The sequence below is a fragment of the Methyloversatilis sp. NSM2 genome, from assembly GCF_038066675.1.
Taxonomy (GTDB): domain Bacteria; phylum Pseudomonadota; class Gammaproteobacteria; order Burkholderiales; family Rhodocyclaceae; genus Methyloversatilis; species Methyloversatilis discipulorum_A.
Genome location: NZ_JBBUKV010000005.1, coordinates 332,586 through 347,981, shown reverse-complemented (window position 1 = coordinate 347,981; position 15,396 = coordinate 332,586). Strand labels below are relative to the sequence as shown.

Here is a 15,396-nt window from a genome sequence, read left to right as displayed (position 1 = left end):
AATGGCAAAGGGAAAGTTTGAGCGCACCAAGCCGCACGTGAACGTGGGCACGATTGGTCACGTTGACCATGGCAAGACGACGCTGACGGCGGCGATCACGACGATTCTGTCGTCGAAGTTCGGTGGTGAGGCGAAGGCGTACGACCAGATCGACGCAGCGCCGGAAGAGAAGGCGCGCGGCATCACGATCAACACGGCGCACGTTGAGTACGAGACGGCAACCCGTCACTACGCGCACGTTGATTGCCCGGGTCACGCCGACTACGTGAAGAACATGATTACCGGTGCCGCGCAGATGGACGGCGCCATCCTGGTGTGTTCGGCCGCTGACGGCCCGATGCCGCAGACGCGCGAGCACATCCTGCTGGCCCGTCAGGTCGGTGTGCCGTACATCGTCGTGTTCCTGAACAAGTGCGACATGGTCGACGACGCCGAGCTGCTCGAGCTGGTTGAAATGGAAGTGCGCGAGCTGCTGTCGAAGTACGACTTCCCGGGCGACGACGTGCCCATCGTCAAGGGCTCGGCCCTGAAGGCGCTGGAAGGCGATAAGACCGATCTGGGCGAAGGTGCCATCATGGCGCTGGCCGCTGCACTGGACAGCTACATCCCGACGCCGGAGCGTGCGGTGGATGGCGCGTTCCTGATGCCGATCGAAGACGTGTTCTCGATCTCGGGCCGCGGCACCGTGGTGACCGGTCGTATCGAGCGCGGCATCGTGAAGGTCGGTGAGGAAATCGAAATCGTCGGTATCAAGCCGACGGTGAAGACCACCTGCACCGGCGTTGAAATGTTCCGCAAGCTGCTGGACCAGGGTCAGGCGGGCGACAACGTCGGCGTGCTGCTGCGCGGCACCAAGCGTGAAGACGTGGAGCGTGGTCAGGTTCTGGCCAAGCCGGGCTCGATCAAGCCGCACACGCACTTCACGGCCGAGATCTACGTGCTGTCGAAGGAAGAAGGTGGTCGTCACACGCCGTTCTTCAACGGCTACCGCCCGCAGTTCTACTTCCGTACGACGGACGTGACCGGCTCGATCGAACTGCCGGCCGGCACCGAAATGGTGATGCCGGGTGACAACGTGTCGATCACGGTGAAGCTGATCGCCCCGATCGCGATGGAAGAAGGTCTGCGCTTCGCGATCCGCGAAGGTGGCCGTACCGTCGGCGCCGGCGTGGTTGCAAAGATCATCGAATAATTAGTACAATCGTCAGCTTTTGCGCCGGGTGGCTTGTGCTACCCGGCTTTGCTCTTTCGCTCTTTGGGAAAAACCAATGCAAAGCCAGAAGATTCGTATTCGCCTCAAGGCATTCGACTATCGCCTGATCGATCAGTCGGCTCTTGAGATTGTGGATACCGCCAAGCGCACCGGCGCCGTTGTTCGTGGTCCCGTGCCGCTGCCGACCCGCATCGAGCGTTTCAACGTGCTGCGTTCGCCGCACGTGAACAAGAGCTCGCGCGATCAGTTTGAAATCCGTACTCATGTTCGCCTGATGGACATCATCGACCCGACCGACAAGACCGTCGACGCGTTGATGAAGCTCGATCTGCCGGCGGGTGTGGATGTCGAGATCAAGCTTCAGTAAGTGCAGTCTTTTCCGGCGTACTTTTTGCCGGTAAGCGTCACCGGATGTTCCGGTGGCAGTTGAAACGGATCCCGGTCAATCGCAACCGGGATGAGGAGAAAAACATGACTCTAGGCCTTGTGGGTCGCAAGGTCGGCATGACGCGTATTTTCACCGACGACGGGCAAACCGTCCCGGTGACGGTCGTTGATGTGTCGAACAATCGCGTTACCCAGATCAAGACAGCAGAAACCGACGGTTATACGTCGGTGCAGGTCGCTTTCGGCAAGCGTCGCGCTACTCGCGTGAACAAAGCCGCCGCAGGTCATTTCGCCAAGGCAGGTGTCGAGGCCGGTGAGGTGCTGCGTGAATTCCGTGTGGATGCTGGCAAGCTCGCCGAGTTCAAGGCGGGTGATGTGATCAGCCCTGCCTCAGTGTTCTCGGTAGGCCAGAAGGTCGATGTGACGGGTACGTCCATCGGTAAGGGCTTTGCCGGTGCCATCAAGCGCCACAACTTCTCGTCCAACCGTGCGTCGCACGGCAACTCGATCTCGCACAACTCGCCGGGTTCGATCGGTATGGCGCAGGATCCGGGTCGCGTTTTCCCGGGCAAGCGCATGGCCGGTCACCTGGGTGACGTCAAGTGCACCCAGCAGGGGCTGGAGGTCGTGCGTATCGACGAGGCCCGTCAGCTGCTGCTCATCAAGGGCGCAATTCCGGGTTCCAAGGGCGGCGACGTTGTCGTGCTGCCGGCGGTCAAGGGCTGAGGAGAGCGCGATGGCTGAATTGAAGGTTTTGAACGACGCTGGTCAACAGGCGGCGACGGTGCAGGCACCGGACGCGCTGTTCGCCCGCGAATACAACGAAGCGCTGGTGCACCAGGTGGTCGTGGCCTATCAGGCCAACGCTCGCCAGGGTACCCGCGCTCAGAAGGACCGTACGCTGGTCAAGCACACCACGCGCAAGCCGTGGCGTCAGAAGGGTACCGGTCGCGCACGCGCCGGTATGTCCTCCAGCCCGCTGTGGCGTGGCGGCGGTCGCATCTTCCCGAACTCGCCCGACGAGAACTTCTCGCAGAAGGTCAATCGCAAGATGTATCGCGCCGGCATCGCCGCGATCCTCTCGCAGCTGGCTCGCGAAGACCGCATCGCTGTGGTCGAGAATTTCAATGTCGAGGCTCCGAAGACCAAGCTGCTGTCGAGCAAGCTCAAGGGCATGGGTCTGGATTCGGTGCTCGTGATCACCGACGAACTCGATGAGAACCTGTTCCTGTCGTCGCGCAACCTGCACAACGTGCTGGTCCTGGAAGCGCATGAGACGGATCCGGTTTCGCTCATCCGCTTCGGCAAGGTGCTGGTCACGCGCAGCGCGATGAGCAAATTCGAGGAGATGTGGGCATGAGCAACTTTTCGCAGGAAAGGCTGATGCAGGTTCTGCTCGCGCCGCAGATTTCCGAGAAGGCGACCTTTATTGCCGACCGTAACAACCAGGTCGTGTTCAAGGTTGCGCCGGATGCTACCAAGCCGGAAATCAAGGCTGCGGTTGAGCTGCTGTTCAGCAAGGGCGACAACAAGATCGAAGTCCTGTCGGTTCAGGTTCTGAACGTGAAGGGCAAGATCAAGCGTTTTGGCCGCACGTTCGGCCGTCGCAGCGACTGGAAGAAGGCCTTTGTGCGCATCAAGCCGGGCCAGGACATCGAGTTCGCTGAAGGAGGGGCTGTCTAATGGCACTCGTCAAAGTCAAGCCGACCTCGGCCGGCCGTCGTGCCGTCGTCAAGGTCGTCAATCCGACCCTGTACAAGGGCCGTCCGGTTGATTCGCTCACCGAGAGCCAGAACAAGACCTCGGGTCGCAACAACCACGGCCGGATCACGACCCGTCACAAGGGCGGTGGTCACCGTCAGCAGTATCGCGTGATCGATTTCCGTCGCAACAAGGATGGCATCGTCGCTACTGTCGAGCGCATCGAGTACGACCCGAACCGTTCGGCTCATATCGCGCTGCTGTGCTACGCCGATGGCGAGCGCCGCTACATCATCGCCCCGAAGGGCATGGTGGTCGGCCAGCAGGTGGTCAGTGGTTCGGAAGCGCCGATCAAGTCTGGTAATACGCTGCCGCTGCGTAACATCCCGGTCGGTTCGACGGTGCATTGCATCGAGATGACGCCGGGCAAGGGCGCCCAGCTGGCGCGTGCTGCGGGTACCTCGGTTCAGTTGCTGGCCCGCGAAGGCAGCTACGCTCAACTGCGTCTGCGTTCCGGTGAAATCCGTCGTGTGCACGTGGAGTGCCGCGCGACCATCGGCGAAGTCGGCAACGAAGAAAACAACCTGCGCAAGCTTGGCAAGGCCGGCGCAACCCGTTGGCGCGGTGTGCGCCCGACGGTTCGCGGTACCGTGATGAACCCGATCGATCACCCGCACGGTGGTGGTGAGGGCCGTACCGGTGAAGGCCGCGTTCCCGTCAGCCCGTGGGGTCAGCCGACCAAGGGCTACCGCACCCGCAGCAACAAGCGCACGAGCAACATGATCGTGCAGCGCCGCTACAAGCGATAAGAGGTAGGCAATGGCACGTTCAATCAAGAAAGGCCCGTTCGTCGACGCCCACCTGCTGGCCAAGGTGGATACGGCTCGCGCGTCGAATGACAAGCGTCCGATCAAGACCTGGTCGCGTCGTTCGACCGTTCTGCCGGACTTCATCGGTCTCACCATCGCCGTGCATAACGGTCGCCAGCACATTCCGGTCTATGTTTCGGAAAACATGGTCGGTCACAAGCTGGGCGAGTTTGCGCTGACCCGTACGTTCAAGGGTCACACCGCAGGCAAGAAAGCGAAGAAGTAAGGAGCGATGACAATGGAAACCCGTGCAAATCTTCGCGGTGTGCGTCTGTCGGCGCAAAAGGGTCGGCTGGTCGCCGATCTGATCCGCGGCAAGTCGGTCAGTCAGGCTCTGAACATTCTGGCTTTCAGCCCCAAGAAGGGCGCAAAGATCATCAAGAAGGTCGTCGAGTCCGCAATCGCCAATGCCGAGCATAACGATGGCGCCGATATCGACAGCCTCAAGGTGAAGACCATTTACGTGGAAAAGGGTGTTGTGCTCAAGCGCTTCACCGCCCGGGCCAAGGGACGCGGTAATCGCATCGTGAAGCCGACCTGCCACGTGTTCGTCACGGTTGGAGACTGAAGGTTATGGGACAGAAGATTCATCCGACCGGCTTCCGTCTGGCGGTCACGCATAACTGGGCTTCGCGCTGGTTCGCGTCCAGCAAGGACTTCCCGCGCATGCTCAATCAGGATCTGCAGGTTCGCGCGTTCCTGAAGAAGAAGCTGGCGCATGCGTCCGTCGGCCGCGTGGTCATCGAGCGTCCGGCCAAGAACGCCCGTATCACCGTCTACTCGGCCCGTCCGGGCGTGGTGATCGGCAAGAAGGGCGAAGAGATCGAACTGATCAAGGCGCAACTGGCCAAGATGATGGGCGTGCCGGTGCACGTCAACATCGAGGAAATCCGCAAGCCGGAGATCGACGCGCAGCTGATCGCCGATTCGATCGCCCAGCAGCTCGAGAAGCGCATCATGTTCCGCCGCGCGATGAAGCGTGCGATGCAGAACGCCATGCGCCTCGGCGCCCAGGGCATCAAGATCATGTCGTCGGGTCGCTTGAACGGTATCGAGATCGCTCGCCGTGAGTGGTATCGCGAAGGTCGCGTGCCGCTGCACACGCTGCGTGCAGACATCGATTACGGAACGTCGGAAGCGAAGACGACCTACGGTGTGATCGGTATCAAGGTGTGGGTGTTCAAGGGCGAAATGCTCGCCCGCGGCGAAGCGCCTGCGGTTACCGAAGAAAACGATAACGCACGTCGTCCGCGTCGTGACGGTCGTCGCCCCGAAGGCGACAACCGCCCGGCAGGCCGCCGCCCCGCTCGTGATGCGAAGCCCGAAGGCGGCGCACCGGCAGGGGATGCCGACGTGAAGTCCACTCAGCAACGAGTCAGAAAGTCAGGAGCTAGCAATGCTGCAGCCGGCGAGAAGAAAGTACCGTAAGGAGCAGAAGGGCCGCAACACGGGCCTCGCCACCCGCGGCACCAAGGTTTCCTTTGGCGAGTACGGTCTCAAGGCCACGTCGCGCGGTCGTCTGACGGCTCGTCAGATTGAGTCCGCACGTCGTGCGATGACGCGTCACATCAAGCGCGGTGGTCGTATCTGGATTCGCATTTTCCCCGACAAGCCGATCTCGAAGAAGCCGGCGGAAGTGCGTATGGGTAACGGCAAGGGCAATCCGGAATACTGGGTTGCGGAAATTCAGCCGGGCAAGGTGCTGTACGAAATGGACGGCGTCGACGAAGCGCTGGCGCGCGAGGCATTCCGCCTGGCGGCTGCCAAGCTCCCGCTCGAAACCACCTTTGTCGTGCGACAGCTGGGGTAAGCGATGAAAGCCAAGGATCTGCGGACGAAAGATGCCGCTGAATTGAACAAGGAGTTGATGGATCTTCTGAAAGCGCAGTTTTCGATGCGCATGCAGAAGGCGACTCAACAGCTGACCAACACCAGCGAACTGAAGAACGTGCGCCGCGATATCGCGCGCGTTCGTACCCTGCTGCAACAGAAAGCGAGTACGAAATGAGCGAGACCAATCAAAAGGTTCATCGCACGCTGGTCGGCCGTGTGGTCAGCGACAAGATGGACAAGACCGTGACCGTTCTGGTGGAGCGTCGTGTGAAGCACCCGCTCTACGGCAAGGTGATCATGCGGTCGAAGAAGTATCACGCGCACGTTGAAGGCCTCGAAGCGCACGAAGGCGATCTGGTTCAGATCGAAGAGTGCCGCCCGATCAGCCGCACGAAGGCGTGGAAGGTTACGCAGGTTGTAGAACAGGCTCGCGTGATCTGAAGATGTATTTCAGGGAGGGGCTTGTATAGCTTCTCCCTGCGTGCTATTGTGGCGCGCTTTGCTTCGCCGAGCCTCAAGATTTTGTTGGGCTCGTCCTACACCCTGACGGGTCCAAGACTGACCGCTCTCAGAGCGGGATAAGTTGGAGATAACAAATGATCCAGATGCAATCCATGCTGAACGTGGCCGACAACACCGGCGCGCGCTCGGTCATGTGTATCAAGGTGCTGGGTGGTTCCAAGCGCCGTTACGCCGGTATTGGCGATGTGATCAAGGTCAGCATCAAGGATGCTGCGCCCCGCGGTCGCGTCAAGAAGGGCGAGGTCTATAACGCAGTGGTTGTTCGCACTGCGAAGGGTGTGCGTCGTCCGGACGGTTCGCTCGTGAAGTTCGACGGCAATGCCGCAGTGCTTCTGAACAACAAGCTCGAGCCGATCGGTACCCGCATTTTCGGGCCGGTCACGCGTGAGCTGCGCGGCGAGCGTTTCATGAAGATCGTTTCGCTGGCGCCGGAAGTTCTCTGAGGCCAGGCTGGAGAGTCAGATGGAAAAGATTCGCAAGGGCGATGAAGTAGTGGTGCTGACGGGTAAGGATCGTGGTCGCCGCGGTACCGTGCTGCGTCGCGTTGATGAGCGCTCGGTGCTGGTCGAGGGCGTAAACCGCGTGAAGAAGCATCAGCGGCCGAACCCGATGAAGGGTCAGCAGGGCGGCATCGTCGAGAAGGAAATGCCGATCGATATTTCGAATGTTGCGCTGTTCAACCCGGCCACCAGCAAGGGTGATCGTGTGGGCATCAAGACGCTTGAAGACGGTACCAAGGTCCGTTTCTTCAAGTCGAATGGCGAGTTGGTCAAGGCTTAAGGAACGACAATGGCGCGCTTGCAAGATTTTTACAAGGCAACCGTTGTGGGCGATTTGACGGCTCGCTTCGGTTACAAGTCGGTGATGGAAGTTCCGCGCATCACCAAGATCACGCTGAACATGGGTGTCGGCGAAGCGGTGGGTGACAAGAAGGTTCTTGAACACGCCGTGGGCGACATGGTCAAGATCGCCGGTCAGAAGCCGGTCGTCACCAAGGCCCGTAAGGCTATCGCGGGTTTCAAGATCCGTGAGGGTTACCCGATCGGCTGCATGGTGACGCTGCGTGGTCCTCGCATGTTCGAGTTCCTGGATCGTCTGATCACCGTGGCGATGCCGCGCGTGCGTGACTTCCGTGGTGTGTCCGGCAAGGGTTTTGACGGCCGTGGCAACTACAACATCGGTATCAAGGAACAGATCATTTTCCCGGAAATCGAGTACGACAAGGTCGACAAGGTCCGCGGAATGAACATCAGCATCACGACGACCGCCAAGACCGACGAGGAAGCCAAGGCTCTGCTCGCCGCGTTCAAGTTCCCGTTCAAGAATTGAGGTTGCCATGGCCAAGTTGGCATTGAAAAACCGTGAAGAGAAGCGTGAGAAGCTGGTTGCGAAGTTCGCCGCCAAGCGCGCTGCGCTCGAGGCTGTCATCGCTGACATGTCTGCGTCCGACGAAGATCGCGCTTCCGCGCGCCTGAAGCTTCAGGCGCTGCCGCGTAACTCCAGCCCGACGCGTCTTCGCAATCGTTGCGAGCAGACCGGGCGTCCGCGCGGTGTGTTCCGCAAATTCGGTCTTTGCCGCAACAAGTTGCGTGAAGCGGCCTTCCGCGGCGAAGTGCCCGGCATGGTCAAGGCTAGTTGGTAACAGGGGTACAAGATGAGCATGAGTGATCCGATTGCGGACATGCTGACCCGCATCCGCAATGCACAAATGGCACAGAAGGGCTCTGTTGTCATGCCGTCCTCGAAGATCAAGGTGGCGATCGCCGGGGTGCTGCAGTCCGAAGGTTATATCGACGGTTTCAGCGTGCGCACCGATGGTGGCAAGGCTGAACTCGAACTGGTCCTGAAGTATTACTCGGGCCGCCCCGTCATCGAGCGCATTGAGCGCGTCAGCCGTCCTGGTCTTCGCGTTTATCGCGGCATGGACGACCTGCCTCGTGTGATGAACGGACTGGGTGTGGCCATCGTTTCGACGCCGCGCGGCGTCATGACTGATCGCAAGGCCCGCGCCGAGAAGGTCGGCGGCGAAGTGCTGTGCATCGTGGCCTGAGGACGAAGACATGTCACGTATCGCAAAGAATCCAGTAATCGTGCCGAAGGGCGTCGACGTTGCTCTGAGCAACGGCGAGCTGTCGGTCAAGGGGCCGCTCGGCCAGATCCGCCGCGTGATCAACCCGGCTGTGTCGGTTACGGTCGATGGCGGCGAGATCCGTTTCGGTCAGATCGAAGGCGCCGAGAACACCAAGGCACTTTCCGGAACCATGCGTGCGCTGGTCGCCAACATGGTTCAGGGTGTCACCCAGGGTTTCGAGCGCAAGCTGCTGCTGGTCGGCGTGGGCTACAAGGCTCAGGCGCAAGGCGACAAGCTGAACCTGTCGCTCGGTTTCTCGCACCCGGTCGTTCATCAGATGCCGGAAGGCATCAAGGTTGAAACGCCGGCGCAGACGGAAATCCGCATCAAGGGTGTCGACAAGCAACTCGTTGGTCAAGTCGCTGCTGAAGTCCGCGCGTATCGCCAGCCCGAGCCGTACAAGGGCAAGGGCGTTCGCTACGCGGATGAAGTGGTGGTGATCAAAGAGACCAAGAAGAAGTAAGGGTGACGAACATGGACAAGAATATTTCCCGTCTGCGCCGTTCCCGCCAGACCCGTGCGCGCATCGCCCAACTGAAGGCCGTTCGCCTGTCGGTTCACCGCAGCAACAGCCACATCTACGCGCAGGTCTATTCCGGTTGCGGCACCCGTGTGCTCGCAGCGGCGTCGACCATCGAAGAGTCGGTGCGCAAGGAAGTGAGCAATGGCGGCAACGTCAAGGCTGCCACGCTGGTCGGCAAGCTGATTGCCGAGCGCGCTCGCGCGCAAGGTATCGAGCAGGTGGCATTCGATCGTGGTGGTTTCAAGTACCACGGCCGTATCAAGGCGCTCGCTGAGGCCGCCCGCGAAGGCGGTCTCAAGTTCTAACTGATCAGGCGACTCAAGCGATGGCTAAACCGCAACGCAAGCAAAACCAGGCCCAGGAAGAACGCGACGACGGCCTGCGTGAAAAAATGGTGTCGATCAACCGTGTCACCAAGGTGGTGAAGGGTGGTCGTATTCTCGGTTTCGCGGCTCTGACCGTGGTCGGTGACGGCGACGGCGGAATCGGCATGGGCAAGGGCAAGGCGCGTGAAGTGCCGGTCGCCGTGCAGAAGGCGATGGAAGAAGCGCGTCGCAAGATGGTTCGTGTGAGCCTTCGCGATGGCAGCTTCCATCACCCGATCGTCGGCCACCATGGCGCGTCGACCGTGTTGATCCAGCCGGCCGCCGCCGGTACCGGCATCATTGCCGGTGGCCCGATGCGTGCCGTGTTCGAAGTGATGGGTGTGACGGATGTCGTCGCCAAGTCGCTCGGCTCGTCGAATCCCTACAACCTCGTGCGTGCCACGCTGAACGGCCTGTTGCGCATGAGCACGCCGTCGGACATTGCCGCCAAGCGCGGCAAGACCGTGGCGGACATTCTCGGCTGAGGTCTGTGATGGCTGATAAAACTCTGAAGGTCACTCTGGTGAAGAGCCTGATCGGTCGTAAGCAGGATCACCGCGCCACGGTGCGGGGTCTCGGTCTGCGCCGTCTGCATCACACCGTCGTCCTTGAGGACACGCCGGCAGTACGTGGCATGGTCACCAAGGTGTCTTACCTGCTGAAGGTCGAGGCTTAAATGGAACTGAATGACATCAAGCCCGGCGAGGGCTCGAAGCACGCGCGCCGTCGCGTCGGTCGCGGCATGGGCAGTGGCCTGGGCAAGACCTGCGGTCGCGGCCACAAGGGTCAGAAGTCGCGCTCGGGTGGTTGGAAGAGCGTCGGTTTCGAAGGCGGTCAGATGCCGCTGCAGCGTCGTCTGCCGAAGCGTGGTTTCACGTCGCTGACGCGCGCGCGCAACGAGGAAGTCAATCTTTCGTCGCTGTCGCGTCTGCCGGTCGAGGACGTCGATCTGCTGGTGCTCAAGCAGTTTGGCCTCGTGTCTCGCGACGCGCTGTCTGCCAAGGTGGTTCTGTCGGGCGAGATTACCCGCCGCGTCGTGCTCAAGGGCATCGGTGCGACCAAGGGTGCGCGCGCGGCGATCGAAGCCGCTGGCGGCCAGGTCGGAGAGTAAGCGTTGGTTACTGCCGCCCAGCAGCCCGGCCGTAGCGCCAAGTTCGGTGATCTGTGGCGTCGCCTGTGGTTCCTCGCAGGCGCGCTGCTGGTCTATCGCCTCGGTGCGCACATTCCGGTCCCGGGTATCGATCCTGCTCGTCTCGCGGAACTGTTCCAGGGGCAGCAGGGCGGCATCCTCGGCGTATTCAACCTCTTCTCCGGCGGTGCGTTGTCGCGTTTCACGATCTTCGCGCTGGGGATCATGCCGTACATCTCGGCGTCGATCATCATGCAGCTGCTCACCGTCGCAGTGCCGTCTCTTGAGGCGCTGAAGAAGGAAGGTGAGGCGGGCCGACGCAAGATCACGCAGTACACGCGTTACGGCACGCTGGCGCTCGCACTGTTCCAGGCCTTCGGTATTTCCGTTGCGCTTGAGTCGCAGCAGGGACTGGTGCTCGATCCGGGAATGATGTTCCGCTTCGTGACGATCTCGACTCTGATCACCGGGACAATGTTCCTGATGTGGTTGGGCGAACAGATCACCGAACGCGGCATTGGCAACGGCATCTCGATCATCATCTTTGCGGGTATCGCTGCAGGGCTTCCGGGTTCCATCGGCGGACTTCTCGAGCTTGTGAATACCGGTGCGATGCACGAGCTGACGGCGCTGTTCATCGTTGCGCTGGTGTTTGCTGTGACTGCAGTGGTGGTTTTCGTAGAACGTGGTCAGCGCAAGATCCTGGTCAACTACGCGAAGCGTCAGGTCGGCAACAAGGTGTATGGCGGACAGAGTTCGCACCTGCCTTTGAAGCTGAACATGGCCGGTGTCATTCCGCCGATTTTCGCGTCGTCGATCATCCTTTTCCCGGCGACGTTGGCGGGCTGGTTCGCAACGACTGACAGCACGCGCTGGCTGAAGGATCTGGCCGCCACGTTGTCGCCCGGTCAGCCGATCTACGTGTTGCTGTATGCGACGGCAATCGTTTTCTTCTGCTTCTTCTATACGGCGCTGGTTTTCAACGCCAAGGAGACTGCGGACAACCTGAAGAAGAGCGGTGCCTTCGTTCCGGGCATCCGTCCGGGCGAACAGACGGCGCGCTATATCGACAAGATCCTGACGCGTCTCACCCTGGTCGGTGCGGTGTACATCACGCTGGTCTGTCTGTTGCCTGAGTTCCTGATCCTGAAGTGGAATGTTCCGTTCTACTTCGGCGGCACATCGTTGCTGATCATCGTTGTAGTGACGATGGATTTCATGGCCCAGGTGCAGGCGTACGTGATGTCTCATCAGTACGAGAGCCTTCTGAAGAAGGCGAATTTCCGCGGGGCTGGGTTCCCGACGCGTTAGGTAGCTATGTCCAAGGAAGATGTCATTGAAATGCAGGGTGAAGTTGTTGAAACCCTGCCGAATGCGACGTTTCGCGTGAAGCTCGAAAACGGACACGTGGTTCTCGGGCACATATCCGGAAAGATGCGGATGCACTACATCCGCATTCTTCCCGGTGACAAGGTAACGGTGCAGCTCACGCCTTATGACCTGAGCAAAGGTCGCATCGTGTTTCGCGCCAAGTAGGTCCGGCGTTTGGTTCCAGTTGGAGAAATGGGATGAAAGTCCAAGCATCTGTAAAGCGCGTCTGCCGCAAGTGCAAGGTGATCCGTCGCCACGGTGTCGTCCGCATCATTTGTGCTGATCCGCGTCACAAGCAGCGTCAAGGTTGACGTTAGCTAGTGGTCTTTGATAACATTTAAGGTTTCGCTTTTCGGGGTGACTGCATGGCCCGTATCGCCGGCGTTAACATTCCTAACCACCAGCACACCGAGATCGCTCTGACGGCGATTTTCGGGGTTGGTCGTTCCCGCTCACAAAAGATTTGCGACGCTGCCGGCATTGCCCGCACGACGAAGATCAAGGACCTCTCGGAGGCCGAAATGGATCGGCTGCGGGAAGAGGTCGGCAAGTTCACCATCGAGGGTGACCTGCGCCGTGAAGTGACGATGAACATCAAGCGCCTGATGGATCTGGGCTGCTATCGCGGTGTTCGTCATCGTCGTGGCCTGCCGCTGCGTGGTCAGCGCACCCGCACGAATGCCCGCACCCGCAAGGGTCCGCGCAAGTCGATCGCTGGCGCCAAGAAATAAGCAATAGGACACGATCATGGTCAAGAGTGCTGCAAAAGTCCGGAAGAAGGTCAAGAAGAACGTCGCGGAAGGCATCGCGCACATTCACGCTTCCTTCAACAACACCATCATCACGATCACCGACCGTCAGGGCAACGCTCTGTCGTGGGCAACGTCGGGCGGCGCCGGCTTCAAGGGTTCGCGCAAGAGCACGCCGTTTGCAGCACAGGTGGCCGCAGAGGCCGCTGGCAAGGTCGCTGTCGAATGCGGTGTGAAGAACCTGGAAGTCCGCATCAAGGGTCCCGGCCCGGGTCGCGAGTCGGCCGTTCGTGCGCTGAATGCGCTCGGCATCAAGATTTCGTCGATCACCGACATCACGCCGATCCCGCACAACGGTTGCCGTCCGCCCAAGCGTCGGCGCATCTAAGAGGAATTAGAGAATGGCTCGTAATCTCGACGCGAAGTGCCGTCAATGCCGTCGTGAAGGCGAAAAGCTCTTCCTGAAGGGCGAAAAGTGCTTCACCGACAAGTGCGCCATCGAGCGCCGTTCGTACGCCCCGGGTCAGCACGGACAGAAGTCCGGCCAGCGCCTGTCCGGTTTCGGTCAGCAGCTGCGTGAAAAGCAGAAGATCCGTCGTATCTATGGCGTGCTCGAGCGTCAGTTCCGCCGCGTGTATGCCGAGGCTGAGCGCCGCAAGGGTCAGACCGGCGAGAACATGCTGCAACTGCTGGAAAGCCGCCTCGATACGGTTGCTTACCGCATGGGCTTTGGCGCTTCGCGTGCCGAGTCGCGTCAGGTCGTGCGTCACAACGGCGTGCTGGTCAATGGCAAGCGCGTCAACATTCCGTCGTACGAAGTGCGTCCGGGTGATGTGGTCGAGCTGACCGAACGTGCCAAGGGCCATCTGCGCTCGAAGGGCGCGCTCGAAGCTCAGGCTTCGCGCGGTTTCCCCGAGTGGCTGGATGTCGATTCCAAGGCTGCTCGCGGCGTGTTCAAGTCGCTGCCGGCCCGTACCGACCTGCCCTCGACGATCAACGAAAGTCTGGTCGTCGAACTGTACTCCCGCTGATCGCTGGTGCGATCAGCCTGCTGACGTCACTGAGGACTGCAGATGCAAAGCAATGCTCTCTTGAAACCGCGAATCATTGACGTACAAAATCTTTCCCCGGCTCACGCACGCGTTGTGATGGAGCCGTTCGAACGCGGGTTCGGGCACACGCTGGGCAACGCGCTCCGTCGCATTCTCCTGTCGTCGATGCCCGGCTACGCGCCGACCGAAGTGCAGATCGAAGGCGTTCTGCACGAGTACTCGACGCTGGACGGCGTGCGTGAAGACGTGGTCGACATCCTGCTGAATTTGAAGGGTGTCGTGCTGAAGCTGCACAACCGGTCCGAGGCTTATCTGCGCCTGTCGCGTAACGGCGAAGGCGTGGTGACGGCTGGCGATATCGAAGTCACGCACGATGTCGAGATCGTCAACCCGGAACACGTGATCGCTCACGTTGCGCCGGGTGGCAAGCTTGATCTCCAGTTCAAGATCGAACAGGGCCGTGGTTACGTGCCGGGTACCGTTCGTCAGAGCTCTTCGGAGAACAAGGCGATCGGTCACATCGTTCTCGATGCGAGCTTCAGCCCGGTTCGCCGCGTGAGCTATTCGGTTGAGTCGGCGCGCGTCGAACAGCGTACCGACCTCGATCGTCTGGTGATGGATGTCGAAACCAACGGTGCTGTCGAGCCGGAAGAGGCGGTGCGCTACGCTGCCCGCGTCCTGGTTGATCAGCTGTCGGTGTTCGCCGAGCTGGAAGGTACGGCGCCGGCCGTCGAGCAGCGCAAGCCGGCGGTGATCGATCCGATCCTGCTGCGCCCGGTCGATGACCTGGAGCTGACGGTGCGTTCGGCCAACTGTTTGAAGGCCGAGAACATCTATTACATCGGCGATCTGATCCAGCGTACCGAGAACGAGCTGCTGAAGACCCCGAACCTGGGTCGCAAGTCGCTGAACGAAATCAAGGAAGTGCTTGCCTCGCGTGGTCTCACGCTGGGCATGAAGCTCGAGAACTGGCCGCCCGCCGGCCTCGATCGGGCATAACACCGTACCGGCGCACCGCGCCGGATACAAGATGAACCGGCCACTTGCCTGACCCGCGGTGGCCGCATAATTTATACGGAGTCATCATGCGTCATCGTAACGGTCTCAGAAAGCTTAACCGCACCAGCTCGCATCGCGAAGCGATGTTCCGCAACATGGCCGTGTCGCTGCTGCGCCACGAGGCCATCAAGACCACGGTTCCGAAGGCCAAGGAACTGCGCCGCGTCGTCGAGCCGCTAATCAACCTCGGCAAGACGCCGAACCTGTCGAACCGCCGCCTCGCCTTCTCGCGTCTGCGTGATCGCGAAGTCGTGTGCAAGATCTTCGACGTGCTCGGCCCCCGCTACGCTAACCGCAATGGCGGTTACCTGAGCATCCTTAAGATGGGCTTCCGCGTCGGCGACAATGCGCCGATGGCATTCGTCCAGCTGATGGATCGCCCGGATGAGAGTGCGGAGCCGGTTGAAGTCGCCGAGTAAGCGAGTTCCATCGGTATCAAACAAAAAGCCCCGCGATGCGGGGCTTTTTGTTTGGGCGTCCCTCGCACACTCT

30 protein-coding genes are annotated in these 15,396 nt (G+C 60.5%); all 30 read left to right on the top strand.

Features of this window, described 5'->3' with window-relative positions:
• Position 1: 1 nt before the first annotated feature.
• The 30 genes from tuf to rplQ all read left to right on the top strand — a co-directional run bounded on the left by tuf (position 2) and on the right by rplQ (position 15,323).
• Positions 2-1,192 (top strand): elongation factor Tu, encoded by a 1,191-nt coding sequence (gene tuf / locus WJU27_RS12480; RefSeq protein ID WP_020163423.1) that lies wholly within the window; start codon positions 2-4, stop codon positions 1,190-1,192.
• A 76-nt stretch (positions 1,193-1,268) separates the two neighbouring features.
• Positions 1,269-1,580 (top strand): 30S ribosomal protein S10, encoded by a 312-nt coding sequence (rpsJ, locus tag WJU27_RS12475; RefSeq protein WP_018413334.1) that lies wholly within the window; start codon positions 1,269-1,271, stop codon positions 1,578-1,580.
• A gap of 104 nt (positions 1,581-1,684) precedes the next feature.
• Complete coding sequence (gene rplC / locus WJU27_RS12470) at positions 1,685-2,326, top strand: 50S ribosomal protein L3 (protein ID WP_024300633.1); 642 nt, start codon at positions 1,685-1,687, stop codon at positions 2,324-2,326.
• Positions 2,327-2,336: 10 nt separating this feature from the next.
• Entirely contained in the window at positions 2,337-2,960 is a 624-nt protein-coding gene (gene rplD / locus WJU27_RS12465; protein ID WP_019919629.1) for a 50S ribosomal protein L4, read from the top strand.
• The gene (gene rplW, locus WJU27_RS12460) at positions 2,957-3,283 is read left to right on the top strand and encodes a 50S ribosomal protein L23 (protein ID WP_020163428.1); all 327 of its coding nucleotides are present in this window, start codon (positions 2,957-2,959) and stop codon (positions 3,281-3,283) included. Before rplD ends, rplW begins: the two co-directional genes overlap by 4 nt.
• Positions 3,283-4,110, top strand: a complete 828-nt coding sequence (gene rplB, locus WJU27_RS12455) for a 50S ribosomal protein L2 (protein ID WP_020163429.1) — start codon at positions 3,283-3,285, stop codon at positions 4,108-4,110. The genes rplW and rplB overlap by 1 nt, the downstream gene beginning before the upstream one ends.
• A gap of 10 nt (positions 4,111-4,120) precedes the next feature.
• Positions 4,121-4,396 carry a 30S ribosomal protein S19 gene (rpsS, locus tag WJU27_RS12450; RefSeq protein WP_008061716.1) on the top strand — a complete coding sequence of 92 codons (276 nt, stop codon included), beginning with the start codon at positions 4,121-4,123 and terminating at the stop codon, positions 4,394-4,396.
• A 12-nt stretch (positions 4,397-4,408) separates the two neighbouring features.
• A complete protein-coding gene (gene rplV, locus WJU27_RS12445; protein ID WP_020163430.1) occupies positions 4,409-4,738 on the top strand; it encodes a 50S ribosomal protein L22 in 330 nt (109 codons plus the stop codon).
• A gap of 5 nt (positions 4,739-4,743) precedes the next feature.
• Positions 4,744-5,598 carry a 30S ribosomal protein S3 gene (gene rpsC / locus WJU27_RS12440; RefSeq protein WP_019919625.1) on the top strand — a complete coding sequence of 285 codons (855 nt, stop codon included), beginning with the start codon at positions 4,744-4,746 and terminating at the stop codon, positions 5,596-5,598.
• Positions 5,567-5,980 (top strand): 50S ribosomal protein L16, encoded by a 414-nt coding sequence (gene rplP / locus WJU27_RS12435; RefSeq protein ID WP_008061728.1) that lies wholly within the window; start codon positions 5,567-5,569, stop codon positions 5,978-5,980. Before rpsC ends, rplP begins: the two co-directional genes overlap by 32 nt.
• Before the next feature lie 3 nt (positions 5,981-5,983).
• Positions 5,984-6,178 carry a 50S ribosomal protein L29 gene (rpmC, locus tag WJU27_RS12430; RefSeq protein ID WP_019919624.1) on the top strand — a complete coding sequence of 65 codons (195 nt, stop codon included), beginning with the start codon at positions 5,984-5,986 and terminating at the stop codon, positions 6,176-6,178.
• A complete protein-coding gene (rpsQ, locus tag WJU27_RS12425) occupies positions 6,175-6,444 on the top strand; it encodes a 30S ribosomal protein S17 (RefSeq protein ID WP_018228087.1) in 270 nt (89 codons plus the stop codon). The genes rpmC and rpsQ overlap by 4 nt, the downstream gene beginning before the upstream one ends.
• A 155-nt stretch (positions 6,445-6,599) precedes the next feature.
• Positions 6,600-6,968 carry a 50S ribosomal protein L14 gene (gene rplN / locus WJU27_RS12420; RefSeq protein WP_008061731.1) on the top strand — a complete coding sequence of 123 codons (369 nt, stop codon included), beginning with the start codon at positions 6,600-6,602 and terminating at the stop codon, positions 6,966-6,968.
• 19 nt (positions 6,969-6,987) lie between these two features.
• Positions 6,988-7,305 (top strand): 50S ribosomal protein L24, encoded by a 318-nt coding sequence (rplX, locus tag WJU27_RS12415; RefSeq protein ID WP_019919623.1) that lies wholly within the window; start codon positions 6,988-6,990, stop codon positions 7,303-7,305.
• 9 nt (positions 7,306-7,314) lie between these two features.
• Complete coding sequence (gene rplE, locus WJU27_RS12410) at positions 7,315-7,854, top strand: 50S ribosomal protein L5 (protein ID WP_019919622.1); 540 nt, start codon at positions 7,315-7,317, stop codon at positions 7,852-7,854.
• Between the two features lie 7 nt (positions 7,855-7,861).
• Positions 7,862-8,167, top strand: a complete 306-nt coding sequence (rpsN, locus tag WJU27_RS12405; protein WP_019919621.1) for a 30S ribosomal protein S14 — start codon at positions 7,862-7,864, stop codon at positions 8,165-8,167.
• A gap of 12 nt (positions 8,168-8,179) precedes the next feature.
• Positions 8,180-8,575: a 30S ribosomal protein S8 gene (rpsH, locus tag WJU27_RS12400; RefSeq protein ID WP_029143520.1), complete on the top strand. Its 396-nt coding sequence runs from the start codon at positions 8,180-8,182 to the stop codon at positions 8,573-8,575.
• A 10-nt stretch (positions 8,576-8,585) separates the two neighbouring features.
• Complete coding sequence (gene rplF / locus WJU27_RS12395; protein WP_020163432.1) at positions 8,586-9,119, top strand: 50S ribosomal protein L6; 534 nt, start codon at positions 8,586-8,588, stop codon at positions 9,117-9,119.
• Positions 9,120-9,130: 11 nt separating this feature from the next.
• Complete coding sequence (gene rplR, locus WJU27_RS12390; protein ID WP_019919618.1) at positions 9,131-9,484, top strand: 50S ribosomal protein L18; 354 nt, start codon at positions 9,131-9,133, stop codon at positions 9,482-9,484.
• A gap of 20 nt (positions 9,485-9,504) precedes the next feature.
• On the top strand, positions 9,505-10,029 hold the full coding sequence (rpsE, locus tag WJU27_RS12385; RefSeq protein ID WP_341422311.1) for a 30S ribosomal protein S5: 525 nt from the start codon (positions 9,505-9,507) through the stop codon (positions 10,027-10,029).
• A gap of 8 nt (positions 10,030-10,037) precedes the next feature.
• Entirely contained in the window at positions 10,038-10,220 is a 183-nt protein-coding gene (gene rpmD / locus WJU27_RS12380; RefSeq protein ID WP_425762881.1) for a 50S ribosomal protein L30, read from the top strand.
• On the top strand, positions 10,221-10,655 hold the full coding sequence (rplO, locus tag WJU27_RS12375; RefSeq protein WP_019919616.1) for a 50S ribosomal protein L15: 435 nt from the start codon (positions 10,221-10,223) through the stop codon (positions 10,653-10,655).
• Positions 10,656-10,658: 3 nt separating this feature from the next.
• Entirely contained in the window at positions 10,659-11,984 is a 1,326-nt protein-coding gene (gene secY, locus WJU27_RS12370) for a preprotein translocase subunit SecY (RefSeq protein ID WP_019919615.1), read from the top strand.
• A 6-nt stretch (positions 11,985-11,990) separates the two neighbouring features.
• Positions 11,991-12,209 (top strand): translation initiation factor IF-1, encoded by a 219-nt coding sequence (gene infA / locus WJU27_RS12365; RefSeq protein ID WP_008061745.1) that lies wholly within the window; start codon positions 11,991-11,993, stop codon positions 12,207-12,209.
• Between the two features lie 32 nt (positions 12,210-12,241).
• A complete protein-coding gene (gene rpmJ, locus WJU27_RS12360) occupies positions 12,242-12,355 on the top strand; it encodes a 50S ribosomal protein L36 (protein WP_081627205.1) in 114 nt (37 codons plus the stop codon).
• 54 nt (positions 12,356-12,409) lie between these two features.
• Complete coding sequence (rpsM, locus tag WJU27_RS12355; RefSeq protein WP_019919614.1) at positions 12,410-12,775, top strand: 30S ribosomal protein S13; 366 nt, start codon at positions 12,410-12,412, stop codon at positions 12,773-12,775.
• Between the two features lie 16 nt (positions 12,776-12,791).
• Positions 12,792-13,181 carry a 30S ribosomal protein S11 gene (rpsK, locus tag WJU27_RS12350; protein ID WP_008061749.1) on the top strand — a complete coding sequence of 130 codons (390 nt, stop codon included), beginning with the start codon at positions 12,792-12,794 and terminating at the stop codon, positions 13,179-13,181.
• Between the two features lie 13 nt (positions 13,182-13,194).
• Positions 13,195-13,824: a 30S ribosomal protein S4 gene (gene rpsD / locus WJU27_RS12345; protein ID WP_019919613.1), complete on the top strand. Its 630-nt coding sequence runs from the start codon at positions 13,195-13,197 to the stop codon at positions 13,822-13,824.
• 42 nt (positions 13,825-13,866) lie between these two features.
• A complete protein-coding gene (locus WJU27_RS12340) occupies positions 13,867-14,844 on the top strand; it encodes a DNA-directed RNA polymerase subunit alpha (RefSeq protein WP_024300631.1) in 978 nt (325 codons plus the stop codon).
• A gap of 86 nt (positions 14,845-14,930) precedes the next feature.
• Positions 14,931-15,323, top strand: a complete 393-nt coding sequence (gene rplQ, locus WJU27_RS12335) for a 50S ribosomal protein L17 (protein WP_020647632.1) — start codon at positions 14,931-14,933, stop codon at positions 15,321-15,323.
• Positions 15,324-15,396: the final 73 nt, after the last annotated feature.

Excerpts from the sequence above, each read along its gene's own strand:
- rplQ (WP_020647632.1), top strand. The coding sequence starts at position 14,931 with ATGCGTCATCGTAACGGTCTCAGAAAGCTTAACCGCACCAGCTCGCAT.
- WJU27_RS12340 (WP_024300631.1), top strand. The coding sequence starts at position 13,867 with ATGCAAAGCAATGCTCTCTTGAAACCGCGAATCATTGACGTACAAAAT.
- rpsD (WP_019919613.1), top strand. The coding sequence starts at position 13,195 with ATGGCTCGTAATCTCGACGCGAAGTGCCGTCAATGCCGTCGTGAAGGC.
- rpsN (WP_019919621.1), top strand. The coding sequence starts at position 7,862 with ATGGCCAAGTTGGCATTGAAAAACCGTGAAGAGAAGCGTGAGAAGCTG.
- rplV (WP_020163430.1), top strand. The coding sequence starts at position 4,409 with ATGGAAACCCGTGCAAATCTTCGCGGTGTGCGTCTGTCGGCGCAAAAG.
- rpsH (WP_029143520.1), top strand. The coding sequence starts at position 8,180 with ATGAGCATGAGTGATCCGATTGCGGACATGCTGACCCGCATCCGCAAT.
- rpsK (WP_008061749.1), top strand. The coding sequence starts at position 12,792 with ATGGTCAAGAGTGCTGCAAAAGTCCGGAAGAAGGTCAAGAAGAACGTC.
- rplO (WP_019919616.1), top strand. The coding sequence starts at position 10,221 with ATGGAACTGAATGACATCAAGCCCGGCGAGGGCTCGAAGCACGCGCGC.
- rplN (WP_008061731.1), top strand. The coding sequence starts at position 6,600 with ATGATCCAGATGCAATCCATGCTGAACGTGGCCGACAACACCGGCGCG.
- rpmJ (WP_081627205.1), top strand. The coding sequence starts at position 12,242 with ATGAAAGTCCAAGCATCTGTAAAGCGCGTCTGCCGCAAGTGCAAGGTG.
- tuf (WP_020163423.1), top strand. The coding sequence starts at position 2 with ATGGCAAAGGGAAAGTTTGAGCGCACCAAGCCGCACGTGAACGTGGGC.
- rpsE (WP_341422311.1), top strand. The coding sequence starts at position 9,505 with ATGGCTAAACCGCAACGCAAGCAAAACCAGGCCCAGGAAGAACGCGAC.
- rpsM (WP_019919614.1), top strand. The coding sequence starts at position 12,410 with ATGGCCCGTATCGCCGGCGTTAACATTCCTAACCACCAGCACACCGAG.
- rplW (WP_020163428.1), top strand. The coding sequence starts at position 2,957 with ATGAGCAACTTTTCGCAGGAAAGGCTGATGCAGGTTCTGCTCGCGCCG.
- rpsC (WP_019919625.1), top strand. The coding sequence starts at position 4,744 with ATGGGACAGAAGATTCATCCGACCGGCTTCCGTCTGGCGGTCACGCAT.
- rplR (WP_019919618.1), top strand. The coding sequence starts at position 9,131 with ATGGACAAGAATATTTCCCGTCTGCGCCGTTCCCGCCAGACCCGTGCG.
- rplC (WP_024300633.1), top strand. The coding sequence starts at position 1,685 with ATGACTCTAGGCCTTGTGGGTCGCAAGGTCGGCATGACGCGTATTTTC.
- rplD (WP_019919629.1), top strand. The coding sequence starts at position 2,337 with ATGGCTGAATTGAAGGTTTTGAACGACGCTGGTCAACAGGCGGCGACG.
- rplF (WP_020163432.1), top strand. The coding sequence starts at position 8,586 with ATGTCACGTATCGCAAAGAATCCAGTAATCGTGCCGAAGGGCGTCGAC.
- rpsQ (WP_018228087.1), top strand. The coding sequence starts at position 6,175 with ATGAGCGAGACCAATCAAAAGGTTCATCGCACGCTGGTCGGCCGTGTG.
- rpmC (WP_019919624.1), top strand. The coding sequence starts at position 5,984 with ATGAAAGCCAAGGATCTGCGGACGAAAGATGCCGCTGAATTGAACAAG.
- rpsJ (WP_018413334.1), top strand. The coding sequence starts at position 1,269 with ATGCAAAGCCAGAAGATTCGTATTCGCCTCAAGGCATTCGACTATCGC.
- rplE (WP_019919622.1), top strand. The coding sequence starts at position 7,315 with ATGGCGCGCTTGCAAGATTTTTACAAGGCAACCGTTGTGGGCGATTTG.
- rplP (WP_008061728.1), top strand. The coding sequence starts at position 5,567 with ATGCTGCAGCCGGCGAGAAGAAAGTACCGTAAGGAGCAGAAGGGCCGC.
- rpsS (WP_008061716.1), top strand. The coding sequence starts at position 4,121 with ATGGCACGTTCAATCAAGAAAGGCCCGTTCGTCGACGCCCACCTGCTG.
- rplX (WP_019919623.1), top strand. The coding sequence starts at position 6,988 with ATGGAAAAGATTCGCAAGGGCGATGAAGTAGTGGTGCTGACGGGTAAG.
- rpmD (WP_425762881.1), top strand. The coding sequence starts at position 10,038 with ATGGCTGATAAAACTCTGAAGGTCACTCTGGTGAAGAGCCTGATCGGT.
- rplB (WP_020163429.1), top strand. The coding sequence starts at position 3,283 with ATGGCACTCGTCAAAGTCAAGCCGACCTCGGCCGGCCGTCGTGCCGTC.
- infA (WP_008061745.1), top strand. The coding sequence starts at position 11,991 with ATGTCCAAGGAAGATGTCATTGAAATGCAGGGTGAAGTTGTTGAAACC.